General features: G+C 48.5%; 8 protein-coding genes. All 8 read right to left on the minus strand.

Annotated elements, in window-relative coordinates:
* Positions 1–34: 34 nt before the first annotated feature.
* The 8 genes from rfbD to F0220_RS26975 all read right to left on the minus strand — a co-directional run bounded on the left by rfbD (position 35) and on the right by F0220_RS26975 (position 13,659).
* On the minus strand, positions 35–916 hold the full coding sequence (rfbD, locus tag F0220_RS26940; RefSeq protein ID WP_105600049.1) for a dTDP-4-dehydrorhamnose reductase: 882 nt from the start codon (positions 914–916) through the stop codon (positions 35–37).
* A complete protein-coding gene (gene rfbB, locus F0220_RS26945) occupies positions 913–1,938 on the minus strand; it encodes a dTDP-glucose 4,6-dehydratase (protein ID WP_105600051.1) in 1,026 nt (341 codons plus the stop codon). The genes rfbD and rfbB overlap by 4 nt, the downstream gene beginning before the upstream one ends.
* 54 nt (positions 1,939–1,992) lie before the next feature.
* A complete protein-coding gene (rfbC, locus tag F0220_RS26950; protein WP_105600052.1) occupies positions 1,993–2,541 on the minus strand; it encodes a dTDP-4-dehydrorhamnose 3,5-epimerase in 549 nt (182 codons plus the stop codon).
* A 180-nt stretch (positions 2,542–2,721) separates the two neighbouring features.
* Positions 2,722–3,600: a UTP--glucose-1-phosphate uridylyltransferase GalU gene (gene galU / locus F0220_RS26955; protein WP_105600054.1), complete on the minus strand. Its 879-nt coding sequence runs from the start codon at positions 3,598–3,600 to the stop codon at positions 2,722–2,724.
* A gap of 297 nt (positions 3,601–3,897) precedes the next feature.
* Positions 3,898–7,548 carry a DEAD/DEAH box helicase gene (locus F0220_RS26960; protein ID WP_105600056.1) on the minus strand — a complete coding sequence of 1,217 codons (3,651 nt, stop codon included), beginning with the start codon at positions 7,546–7,548 and terminating at the stop codon, positions 3,898–3,900.
* Between the two features lie 106 nt (positions 7,549–7,654).
* Positions 7,655–10,168 carry a U32 family peptidase gene (locus F0220_RS26965; protein WP_105600057.1) on the minus strand — a complete coding sequence of 838 codons (2,514 nt, stop codon included), beginning with the start codon at positions 10,166–10,168 and terminating at the stop codon, positions 7,655–7,657.
* A gap of 382 nt (positions 10,169–10,550) precedes the next feature.
* The gene (locus F0220_RS26970; RefSeq protein WP_223199785.1) at positions 10,551–12,503 is read right to left on the minus strand and encodes a stalk domain-containing protein; all 1,953 of its coding nucleotides are present in this window, start codon (positions 12,501–12,503) and stop codon (positions 10,551–10,553) included.
* The gene (locus F0220_RS26975; protein ID WP_223199786.1) at positions 12,490–13,659 is read right to left on the minus strand and encodes a S1C family serine protease; all 1,170 of its coding nucleotides are present in this window, start codon (positions 13,657–13,659) and stop codon (positions 12,490–12,492) included. Before F0220_RS26975 ends, F0220_RS26970 begins: the two co-directional genes overlap by 14 nt.
* Positions 13,660–13,806: the final 147 nt, after the last annotated feature.

Here is a 13,806-nt window from a genome sequence, read left to right on the forward strand (position 1 = left end):
GACTTTTAGGATAAAGCGCGGACCATCAAGATGCTCAGTTCTTTTGCTGTACACTTAACTCTTTCAAAAATGCAATCAGCGCCTCACGCCAAGGTCTCAGAGGTTCCAGACCGTTCGTTCGAATCGCCATATGATCCATCACCGAGTATGCAGGACGAGGGGCTGGACGCGGAAACTGATCGGTTGTGCATGGTGTAAGTTCGGCTGTCGGCTCGAACCCACTCTGCTTACCGGCCTCCTCTCTTATTGCCTCTGCAAACTCGTACCATGTGCAAGTTCCTGAATTGGAAGCATGATAGATGCCATACTTTTCACTTACGGAAAGGAGATAGATGAATCGTGCAAGATCCACCGTATAGGTAGGCGAACCTTGTTGGTCATGAACAACTTGCAGTTGTGGACGCTTCGCCATAAGTTCCAGTATGGTTTTGACAAAATTACTGCCATGCACGCCAAACACCCATGATGTTCGAATGATGAACCATTGCGTACACAAACTTTGAACCAGCCTTTCCCCGGCAAGCTTCGACTTGCCATAAACACTCTGCGGATTCGTTACATCGTACTCTCGGTATGGTGCACTCCCGCTCCCATCAAATACATAATCGGTGCTGATATATACCAGTTTTGCTTTCACTTTCTCGGCGGCAACAGCGATATTTCTAGTACCTGATGCATTGATTGCGTATGCTGTATCTTCATCTACCTCAGCTTGATCGACCGCCGTGTAAGCAGCGCAGTGAATAATGATGTGAGGTCGGAACGTTGTAATCCTATCTGTGCACTGCTGTTGATCGGTAATATCCATCTGGTTCTTGTCACAGGCCAATACCTGATGACCCTCTGCTTCGAAGGTCTTCACCACATCATAACCCAGCTGTCCGGCTGCACCAGTCACCATAACTCTATATTTCATTTGGACGAATCACCCATCCGCTTACCGTACTGAAGCTGAACATAGTCCTGATATGTGCCTGATTGAATTCTCGTCCACCAATCTTGATGTTTCAGATACCATTGGATCGTCTCCTTGATCCCTGTCTCAAAATTGTGTGCAGGTTGCCAGCCAAGCTCTGTACGTATCTTGGTAGGATCTATACCGTAACGTCGGTCATGTCCCAACCGATCTTGTACATATTGTATCAAACTCGCTGGCTTACCCAGTTGCTCCAATACGCTCTCCACAATGTATATATTAGTACGTTCATTATTACCACCAATGTTGTATACCTCTCCAGATTGTCCATTATGAATCACCAGATCAATCGCGCTGCAGTGATCCTCGACATAAAGCCAGTCACGAATATTGAGCCCGTCACCATATACCGGGATGGCTTCATCATTCAATGCACGGGATATAATCAGCGGAATCAGTTTCTCCGGGAATTGAAAAGGCCCGTAGTTATTGGAGCAACGTGTAATATTTACGGGAAGTCCATAGGTTTCATGATAGGCTCTTACAAGCAGATCCCCGCCAGCTTTACTTGCAGAGTAAGGACTGTTTGGCATCAGAGGTGTATCTTCAGTAAATAAACCCGTTGTACCTAGAGATCCATATACCTCATCCGTCGATACCTGAACAAATTTGGTGACTTGATACTTCTTTGCCGCATCCAGCAGAACCTGAGTACCCATCACATTGGTACGTACAAAGATATCCGGGGACAGAATACTTCGATCCACATGAGACTCGGCAGCGAAATTCACAACCACATCGATGCCTTCGGAAAAAACAGCTTCCATCTGCTGTACATCTGCAATATCTGCTTGGATGAAGGTATATCGGGGATTGGACTCTACCGTATGCAAGTTCTCCAAGTTCCCCGCATACGTTAATGCATCCACATTGATAATCTCATAACTCGGATGTTCACGAAGCATATATAGCACAAAGTTGCTGCCTATAAATCCGGCCCCACCCGTAACCAGTAGTTTCATGCTGTCACTCTCCCTCTACCTCCAGATACAGAAGTATCTGAATAGTCTGATTAATTAGTCGAAGTTCAGTTCAGCATCTTTCAGTAAAGGATGCTTCTGATCCTTCTCCGATAATATAGGTTTCGTCACAGGCCAATCAATGGCGAGCGCCGGATCGTTCCACAGAATTCCACGGTCATGTTCAGGAGAATAATAGGCGTCTACCTTATAAGTTACCTGAGAATGAGGCACCAAGGTACAGAATCCATGAGCAAATCCTTGAGGAACAAGCAGCTGCCGCTGGTTATACTCACTTAGAATGACACTTTTCCATTGACCAAAAGTCGGGGATGAAGTGCGGACGTCCACGATCACATCATATATAGCCCCTGATATAACCCTCACCAATTTAGTCTGTGCTTTGGGGTGAAGCTGGTAATGAAGCCCACGCACAACACCTGCTTCAGCCGACAAGGATTGATTGTCCTGAATAAAGATGTGCTTTATCCCCTGTTCATGAAGAACCTGCTCATTATAACTCTCCATAAAATATCCACGGTGATCACCATAAACCTGGGGTTCCAAGATGGCAGCGCCATCCATAAACAGCGGAAGTACCTTCATGACATCCCTCCGTTTTGCTGTTGACATTATTTCTTCATATTGACTATGTATATGTAAAGTGTCGAGTATGTGTTTGTTCATTGGCCTGTATAACACTCATATTTACTCTTCCATAAAATAAATTAAAGCCCAGCCGCGATATCATTCTTCGGCTGGACTTCAAGGCATGCGAGAAACCATTTATTGATCCTTTACGACCTGTTCCAAATACTTTAAGAGATCTTTCCGTAGATCCGGGCGCTGCAATGCGTAGTGAATCGATGTCTCAATAAAACCCAACTTCTCACCAACATCATGACGCAATCCATCAAAGTGATAGGCGAGAATCTGACGTTGCTCATTCAATCGGGACAAGGCATCCGTAAGTTGAATTTCTCCTCCGACGCCAGCCGATTGCTGACCCAGGATCTCAAAGATATCCGGCGTAAGAATATAACGTCCCATAATGGCCAAGTTTGAAGGCGAATCCTCGGTCTTCGGTTTCTCAATTAAGCGGCGGGCACGAAAGACACGATCATCGGTAGGGGTCAGCAACTCTCCGTCCACAATCCCGTAGCGGTACACCTCGCTCCAATCAACAGGCTGTACACCAACGATTGGAGACTGCAGCTCATCGTAGACTTCGATCATCTGCTTCAGGCAGGGATGGTCCGCTTCCACAATATCATCCCCTAACAGGACGGCAAAAGGCTCATTACCGATAAACTTGCGTGCGCACCAGATGGCGTGACCAAGTCCCTTCGGTTCCTTTTGACGGATATAATGGATATCTGCCATCTCGGAGGGTTTGCGAACCTCATTCAGCAAGTCCCACTTCTGTTTATCCGCTAGATTCTGCTCCAGCTCAAAAGAGTAGTCGAAGTGATCTTCAATGGCGCGCTTCCCTTTACCTGTCACAATAATGATATCTTCAATTCCTGAAGCTACGGCTTCTTCAATAATGTACTGAATCGTTGGCTTGTCCACGATCGGCAGCATTTCCTTAGGCATTGCCTTGGTCGCAGGCAAAAACCGGGTACCCAGCCCCGCAGCTGGAATAATCGCTTTGCGAATACGCACACGAACCCACTCCTTTTGTTAAACAAGTTGAACTAAAGCATATTTACACTTACCACTCCGGGTGACAGAACAACCTTCCGATCGCTGTTATCCCCAGATTTTTAATTCACTTTTACAAAGGTGAAAATCTGGGGATAGCGTATGCTTCCGATGCAGCTTTCTTTCAGAAAGCTTTTAGGCGAGCGCTCCGCTTCTCCAGTTTTTTTCTGTCCTTTACGTTTCTCGTGTAAATGATTAGTCCAACTTGTATAGATTCATATATTTAATGATTCTTATTGCTACGATGCTTGGACTCCATTATACCATCAACAATTCGCGGATATCCTGTTCCGATAAGGTCGTTGATCCTCCGTCTCCCGGTTCGATCACTTCGGCAATCAAGTCCTTTTTCCTCTGCTGGAGTTCCAGAATCTTCTCTTCGATCGTACCTTCGGTAACCAAGCGAATGACTTGTACCACTTGTTTCTGTCCCATGCGATGGGCACGGCCAATCGCCTGTTCTTCCACCGCGGGATTCCACCACAGATCATATAATATAACGGTATCTGCCCCTGTTAAGTTGAGTCCGGTCCCGCCAGCTTTCAGGGAGATTAAGAACAGTTCAGCTTCACCTTCGTTAAATCTGTGGCACATCTCGACCCGGCTCTGTGCAGGGGTCTGACCATCGAGGTAAAACAGGTTTCTTCCCTTTGCCGCAAGGGTCTGACGAATCAGGTTCAACATGCTCGCAAATTGGGAGAAGATGAGAATTCGTTTGCCTGCAGCCAAACAATCCTCGACCGTTTCAAGCAACTGTTCCATTTTCCCGGAATCGCCTTGATATCCTTCGACAAAGAGGGCCGGATGACAACACAACTGACGCAAACGCGTGATGCCAGCCAGAATTTTGATACGATTCTTCTGGAATCCGTTATCCTCCATGTCCTTCGATGCTTCATCCTGAAGCTGGGAAAGGTATGCGGCGTACAGTTTCTTCTGTTCAACCGTAAGCTCTGAGCGCTGTACCGTTTCAATTCGATCAGGCAATTCTTCCAACACATCCTTCTTCAGGCGGCGCAGAATAAACGGACGCACCATCCGCGAGATCCGTTCCGGAGGAAGGTCGCGGAATCTTCTGTAACTTGGAAATAACCCAGGGAATACGGCTTCAAAAATGGACCACAATTCATCCAGCGAGTTCTCTACAGGCGTTCCTGTAAGTGCAAAACGACGCGGGGCCTGAATTTGTTTCACTGCCTGGGCGGTCTGGGAAGAAGCATTTTTGATTGCCTGAGCTTCATCCAGAATGAGCGTATGGAAGGTTCGGCCCAGGTAGGTGTCCAAATCCCGGCGCAACAGAGGATAAGACGTCACAATCACATCTGCCTCATCCATTCCAGAAAGCATGCTGGCTCGTTCTTCTTTCTGACCGGCTGCGATCAGGACTTTCAGATGCGGGGCGAACCGCGCAAACTCATTAGCCCAGTTGTAGGTCAGCGAGGCAGGCGCCACGACAAGTACCGGGGGATGAATGACCCTCGTTCGGATTGTCAGTCCATCCTGCTGCATCGTGGACCATAAACCATCCTTATTCTCTGAAGTCATCTTATTCAATGGGAGTCCAGTTTCTAGATCGATGTCGGAAGTCACCAGCGTTTCAACGTCCCATAATGATCCGCTCTCCCGGTATTTATCAACGCCCGTATGGTCGATGTTGTACTCGGGTTTCTCCTGAAGAACCGCTGTGATATAGGCGATGCTTTGCAACGTTTTGCCAAGTCCCATATCATCCGCGAGAATGCCGCCAAAACGATAATAAGCGAGGGTACGCAGCCACTGATATCCGCTGTTTTGATAATCCCGCAGGATGGGGGTCAATGCTTTTGGTAATGCAAAATCCATCCGTTCAGGATCGCGCAGATCATCAAGGAAACGTTTCAGGGAGCCTCCCCACTTCACATGACCGGAAACTTCATCCCTGCCCGGCAACTGTAACGCCCGAACAGCTGGCAGCCGGATATGGCTGCTCTTGATGTCATCTGCTCCAAGTCCAAGCGAATCAGCCATGTGAGCGAAGCTGTCTGCACCTTCATTTTCAAGCGAAAGAAAGACACCGCTCTTGAGACGGAAATATGGTTTCTTTTCCACAATGCGGCGCATGAGTTCCTGAAGTTCCTGCTCGTCCACACCTTCCATCTCAAATGAAATCTCCAGCCAGTCCAAACCCCTTCCCAAATCTGCTCGTACTTTCGGCGGTGTTGGATAGGATTGCACCATCGCCTTCACGGCGTTTGGCATATAAATATCTGCCTGTTTCTCAAGCTCAGGCAACAGATGATACATGACATCATAGATGGCATCTTCGCGTTCGCTCGCCCAAACACTACCGTCTCTTTCGAGAAAGGATCGATCAAGCCGTTCAATCAAGTTTCGCTCTTTGTATCGATCACGCACCAAAATAACCTTTTTCTCTTCTTCATCAATCAAGTACTCTGCCAGCGGATTAATAACCATGACCTCATAGTCGAATTCCAGACGTGCTGTAATGCGTTCACGATAGAAGTCGATGTATAGTTTCGGTGAAAGTTCCGGTTCCGCAATCTGTTCACGCACCTGCGAATCAATGGACAGATGTCCAAGCGTACGCAGTTCTGGCACCACATGTTGTACAAACTCGTCCACCTGCTGGGGCGAAATATCGATGCTTTCCTTGATTCCATATGAAGTGAGTGCACCACTCAAGTCCTCCAGACTTCGCATCTGCATCGGCTCCAACATATGCAACTGTCCTTCCACCACAGCGGCATCATAAGCAGGGAGAAGAATCAGTTCACGCAGTCCCGAAATTTCAAGCTGATACCCTTCATTCGTTCCCTGGGCAATCCGGTAAAACAAAGGCAATACTCCCTCACCGAGCGTGAGTGGTCCATTGGCAAATCCTGTACCCTCCATCCGACTGTCGGCCTGTAGTAGCAATTCCAGCAATGGCTTCCATACGAGCGGAGCAATCAGTATATCCCGTCCGTCCGACGCTCCCAAATAACCGGAGATGGATTCGCGGTATGCCTCTTCACTCTGTCTCATTCGAATAAGCATCGAGAGAATGGCCTGATCCTGCGGAGTGAAAACATGCATCAATGGATCATAGTGGAACAGCTTGGTAAATGACATTGGCTCGCCCTTCTCGATACAGTTCAGGAATTGTTTCACTTTCTGCACCACATACAGACGTTTGTTACCCACTTTCAATTCAAGAGCAAGTTTCCCACCACCCTTGTGAACCTGTGTCAGCTTACATATAAACTGAACCTGCAATTCTTCCCGCAGGAAGGAACGGCTGACAGGGGCAGTGTATTTACGATCATTTCCATGCAGCGGTCTCCGATCCTTGGCAAACATGGACAGAATCTGATCCGCCGTACGGTAAGAAGGTTTATCTGCCGAGCGGCCCCACCCCGAAGCTGAGCTTGGCCGACCTGCTTGGGCAAAATGAACCGGAGGACGCTCTGGAACATCATTCGGTTGCTCTCGTTGTGAATCAGACTGTGGTCGCTCCCACCTGCTCTCTTCCACTAACGTCCCGACCCTGGACTTGGAACCTATGCTGGAACTGGTACTGGCTCCTTGGCCTGTAGCAGGTTGAGGAGGCTTCCCAGAGGCAACTGTGGCATTCCGTTCCTGCTGCTCACCCCATTCATGAATAGCCAACAGGACAGCAGCAACATGTTTACAGTAGTCATAGTGTCTGCCGTCACCCGGACAACTGCAGCCTGCCACAACCTCTCCAGCTTCATCTATATCCACCGTCACCTGATAGCGCTCCGATCCACGCACCTGTGCTTCATAATGAAGCTGATCGTTACTGACCACCAGATTGGTCACCCTGCCAGATTGGTTATAATCTTCTCCGCGCTTGAATGCCGTGACCCCGCACAGCAATTTGATATCCATAATTGTGAATGGCGCCACGCTTCTTCGCCTCCTGTATCATGATGTAAAAAAACCCCAAGAGCTCCTTGAAGCAGAGATTGGGGTTCCTTCATACTTGTAACTGTTGTTGTACCATACAATCTAATTATTTCACCAATTGACCACGTGTAACGCCCAGTTGGTTCGTTGCTTTGAGTGTTTTCCACACTTGTGTACCACTGATCTCGCCGCGCAATGCACGGTTGTACAGATCAATGACTTCGCGTACCTGCTCCGTTGTCTCTTCCAGGAATTCCACACGGTAACGGGATACACCCAGATCCATGAAGTTGGTCAGATACTCGGCACCTGACTGCTCCACTGCGTTGTATACCGTATTACGGCAGCCTTCATCCACACGTACTGGGTGGGACATGCCGATCCGGTCTTGCAGTGATGCACGCTGTTCCTCACAAGGACGACCACAGTTCGTATAGTCCGTTCCTTCACTCATAAACGTACAATACACACAGTGCTCGGTGTGGAACATTGGCAGATGCTGATGGATAACCACTTCGGTCTGACTTGTACGGGAGTGGCCCAGCAAATCAACCATTTGTTGAATGTTCAGGTCATAGGATGGCGTAATCCAGTCACATCCGGCTTCCAGGAACAATTCAACGGCTTTGTGATTGGCGATGTTCAATGAGAAGTCGCCGATCAGTTCCGGGTGCGTTGCATCCGGGTTTTCCATCCGGTGGCGAAGGTAGAAGTACAGTGCGCCTGTATTACGTACCAATACCGCATCCGGCTTCAGACGCAGGATGTTGTTATGATATCCGTTCTCCCCAGGCATGTGAATACGCGGTGTTGCCAGCGCGATCTTGCGACCAGCGGCATGCACAGCTTCCACGGCTGCCGGGAACTGCTTGATAAACTCGAAGTCGGCATAGATCATGCCGATGCCCGCTTCAATCGCTGCCTCCACTTGTGGCAGGCTGCGACAGAGCGCAGTCAGCTCTGCTTGACCGCGAGCGACTGGCGATGCCGGTTTAACCGAATCGCCGTACACATCGACCGCCCGTTTCACGTAGACAGGTGGTTTAGGACGTTCGCCCGCAAGTTGTTCTACCGCCTGACGGCGAATGTTATTCAACTCGCGCATCGGGATGATGACGTCACCGTGAAGATTGACGTCCATTCCCTCCAACTGGAACACGGTGCCTCCCAGACGTCCGAACTGCTCTTCGAGCAATTCATGCGTCATTGGACGCTTCTGCGCAATGTCCAGTTCCATCTCGGAATCAATACGGACGGTTGTGCCCTTCTGCACGTCTGTCCACCATGTGCTAAGCGGCTGGCCTGGGCTGCCGATGACCTTCACCTTCACCGGGAATACACGGTACGGTTTCTCGGTTTCGAAGCTTTGACGCAGACGTTTGTCCAGCGCCGGATCATTCGTTTTCCACACTTTGTCGCCAACTTTCACGCGTCGCAGATCCACATCACTGCGGCCTGGTACGACATCAACGATCCAACCCTCTTCGGCTTCGCCTTCGAGTTTTACGCCTTTGCGACGTACATCGTATACACGTCCGCCCTCTTCCTTCTGAGTCGGGTCTCCGGCGTCAAATACAATTCCGTCTCCACGTTTCACGGGTGCATCCAGCTTCAGGACCACACCATCGCGCAACACTTGATCTACACGACCAAGGTAGACGCCACGGCTTTTCGGGAACGTTCCATCCACCAGTTCTTTGTTGTTCGTACCACTGAGGAATCCATGCGTGAATCCACGGGAGAAGCTTTGCTGCAATTCGCGAACTTCTTCCTTGCTTGGCGGTGTGTTATCTCCATCAAAATAACGGTCAATCGCTTTACGATATTTGCTTACCACGTTCGCTACGTATTCCGGCGTTTTGAGACGTCCTTCTATTTTGAAAGAAGTCACTCCTGCTTCGATCAGTTCCGGCATCAGATCAATCGCTGCCAGATCCTTCGGAGACAACAGATAGGCTACATCACCCATCGGTTTGTGCACTCCATCCACCATTAGATCGTATGGAAGACGACAAGCTTGTGCGCACTCCCCGCGGTTCGCCGAACGTCCTCCCCACATTTCAGAAGTCAGACACTGCCCCGAGTAGGATACACACAACGCACCGTGAACGAACACTTCCATTGGAAGCTTCGCCTGTTCACCGATCTTCTGGATCTGCTTCAGGTTGTTCTCCCGTCCCAGAACGACACGTTCCATATCAAACGGCTTCGTGAACTCGACCGCTTCCGGTGACGTAATCGTCATCTGTGTTGAACCGTGAATCGGGAAATCCGGCGAGATCTCGCGGATCATCTTCACCAAACCCAAATCCTGAACAATTACAGCGTCCACACCTGCATCGACACATGCATCAATCAGTTCTTTGGCATCCGTCAATTCATTTTCAAAAATCAATATATTAAAGGTCAAGAAACCTTTTACGCCATAACTGTGCAAAAACGCCATAATCTCCGGCAGCTCGTCCATGCGGAAATTGTTCGCTCGTGCCCGTGCATTAAACTTTTCGACTCCGAAGAAAATTGCATCTGCGCCATTGGCTACCGCCGAACGCATACAATCCCAGTCACCAGCAGGTGCCAGAAGTTCAACGTCTTCTCTTCGTATTGTTGCTGTTTTCATGTAGATCCTCCCCATAACCGGCTATCCGCCGGATTTCATCCCTATATCCTTAAACGCCTGAACATACCAAGCCTAAGACTGCACCTTATCGGGTACACCTGCATTGTCACGGTATTACAATATCTATCTATTATGTCTGTATTGCCTGAACTCCAAGCTTACAGTCATTCATATTCACCAGATCAGCAGTCATAACTCCTGAACTAGTATAGTGTACCACTTCTGCACCGACTCTTCTACGTTTTCCTGAAAAAACCGTTTACCATTTTCATTTCCATTAAGATTTACACTAGGCACTCCGATTACAGTGTAAATATTTAATTTATCTTATACAGACAACAAATAAGCCGGAAGGTCTTTTGACCCTCCGGCTCCGCTACAATTATTTAATAAAAGTAAATGAGTTCACTGCTTTTTCCAAGGCTGCCGCCTGAACTTCTGTCTTGTTGGCATCATTCAGGCCACTTGTAATCGTATAGGTTGTTCCGTCCTTTTCAAACACGATCTGGCGACCCGCATATGGCACGCCTTTGTCCAGTTCATGATACGTAAAGGAAAATGCAGGCACACCCGCAAACGTCAGCTCCTCACTGCCAAGCAACTTGAAGTTCTTACGGGTTTTGGTGGCTTCGGCATAAGCTTCTCTCAGTTGGCTGACCGTCATTTCGATCGACTTGTCTTCGCTCGCCGCAATGGAGAATTCTCCGCCGGTAAAGGTGTACACTACAGGTGAATATTCGAATCGATCACTGTAAGGTGTCCAGTAACGCGGAATATCTACACTGTATTTATAACGTTTGGACGTACGTGTAAGTGTCTTCGTTTTGTCTGTCAGATAAGGATCTTCATCCAGCTGACCGAAATTATCGGCAACCGTATCAAAATCAATCTCCACACTCTTCATAATCCGTTCAAACCATGCCCGATCTGCAATCTGCTCCTCAGGAAACGTATACTCTGCATAATAGCGATACCCATTCTTCTGCAAAAGAACATCAAACTCGGTCTGCCAGCCCCCGCCAAAGTTATAACGGAATTCATTCACCTCGGCAGTCTCTCCCGAGATATCCATCGTATATGAACCAATTGGCTCGTAACTCTCTGGTGTAAATGTCTCACGCATCCACTTATCCAGTTGGCCGCTCCAGTCTTTTACCGTAGTACCTGCCTTCGCCGATGTGACACGCCATTGCAGATATGCACCATCCTTGGCTTCATAGATCATCTGATTGTTGTCAATCGACCAGCCGGCAGGAATCATCAACTCAATACCATAGTCATCGTTCCACGCGGAGCGCATGCCATTATCTACGGTAGACAGATCCTTGATCGTTCGATCCGATTCCGCATAGGTTGGCTGGAATGAATTGAGTAGCGCTGCACGTTTGCCCAGATCTTTATAATTCAATGCTTCGTAATCCGCGAGATACACATCATATTGACGACCTTCGCTCAGATACTGACGCATCTCCCATAACATACCGTCTACATCTTTCACGATAATCCGTGCATAAGGCGTTTTGCCTTTCGACACCGCTTCACGATCCAGCACCGTATCTCCCGATTGTTTGGCCTCCTGGACGAGTTGCTGCAACAAATCATCCGCATCCAGAGCCACATCCTGATCGCTGACGTACACCTCAAGATAATAACTGTTGTCTGCAGCGCCGAAAGTCATCATGCGCTCCTGCTCACCGGTCTGGAAAACCATAAGGTCTGCCGGGTAGTTAATGGACCAGCCGTAAAAACTGTTGCCGATTCTGGTTTTGCCTTCATCCGGATGAATGCCATCCTCGTCATCCACCGAATCATCGGTTTGCAACAGACGAATGACCATTTCTCCAGAGCTGGTTGGAGCTAGCGTCGCTCCGATACCGGCAGCAACCGGACGAAGTGGGACCATGAGTACGCCATTCACCATCTTGGGAGCGGCACCCATCTCATGTTTCACACCATCCACCCAGGCAATTGGACTTCCAATCGTTAGGGTAACCGTGTGCGGACCTTCCTTGATTTTGACGACATCATTTTTCTCCAGCCGGATTTCACTGCCAAATGCTTTCTTGAACACACCAACAGGCACCATCGTAACACCCTTGAATTTGTAAGGTTTGGCTATGGCCTGCTTATCACCGTTAATGTAGGCGCTCGTGCTACCCGCTTTGACCCGTAGTTCACTTGTCGTCAGATCAGATGCCCATACAGGCAATGCCGCGCCAATGGTCAGCATCCCGGTTAATACACCTGTGCTTAGCACACGTATCCATGACTTTTTCATTCCGTTCTTTCGTCCTCTCTCCATCCGGGCTGATCGCCGGGCTTTATTGTTCTTCATCTGCAAGGAACGCTTCATCTTCCTCGTCTACGATGTCTGCGCGATCAGCAAGCACCAACGTGCGGGTGACGATATCACCATCCGTTTGCATTAACAGCTTTACCTTTTGCCCAGGCAGATACTTTTTGAGCAACTCATTGATATCCACTACTGAAGAGACACGTGTGCCCGCGACACTGTAAAGGACATCGCCCTCTTTGATTTTGGCTTTCTTGGCTTCAGGAGACAGTACGCCCGTAATCGTTAAGGGATCATCTGTAGGCAGGCCCACAATTGCAGACCAGCTTTCTTCCAGCTGTAGTCCCAGACTTGCACGTTTTATTTTGCCATATTTAAAAAACTGATCGATGATATATTGAACGGTATCCACTGGAATCGAAAATCCCAAACTCTCTACGCCTACCGCAGAGAATTTCATGGAATTGATACCAACCACTTCACCTTTCAGGTTGACCAGTGGTCCTCCGCTATTTCCTGGGTTAATGGCTGTGTCGGTCTGAATCAACCGGTAAGTCGCCTCAACACCACGATTCAAGCCGCTAATTACCCCTACCGTTGCCGAGTTGCGCAAAGAAAAGGAAATCGGCGTACCCAAGGCGATCACCGTTTCTCCAACAGTAGTTTGTGAGGCTTTGGCAAAGCTCGCCGGTTTGAGTGATTTGGCATTGATTTTGATTAGCGCCAGATCACTGAGTGCATCACTGTATGTTTTCGTAATTTTGTATGTATTGCCATCCGTCGTTACGACAACCGGATTCGTTAATCCGTCGACCACATGTGCATTTGTTACGATCCATCCGTTCGACCGGATAATGACACCTGTACCATGTGCAAGATTATAACGGTCGTCTGATGTTGCACCGTCCTGCACTTCGGTAGATTTCCCAATAATGCCTACGACCGAAGGAGATACCTTTTCGATCACTTTGGGAATGGCTTCACTTCCCTTGTACGTGTACGTTCCGGATTTGGCATCATATTGTCCACTTCCACCAACTGCCTTGAGCAAATCTTTGGTGTTCACATAGACTTGACCGTCTACCACTTTCGCTTGCATCGCCGCTTTGGATTCAGCTGCACCGGCCGTTGCCGCTACACTAATCGAGAGTACAGCAGCCATCAGTATGGCTATCCCCTTTTTACCCAACACGCTCATATTCTCACCTGACCCTCTCTATACATCCTTCTTGCGCGACTCGACATCGGATTCATCGCTGAATCTATTCGCTCTTTCTCTCATCTGCAATTCCGGTATCCCTCAATGTATCATACAGAATCTGGATATACAATTGTTTTAAGTCCT

Origin of the sequence: Paenibacillus sp. 37 (assembly GCF_008386395.1) — a bacterium.
In the GTDB taxonomy this organism is placed as follows: Bacteria; Bacillota; Bacilli; order Paenibacillales; family Paenibacillaceae; genus Paenibacillus; species Paenibacillus amylolyticus_B.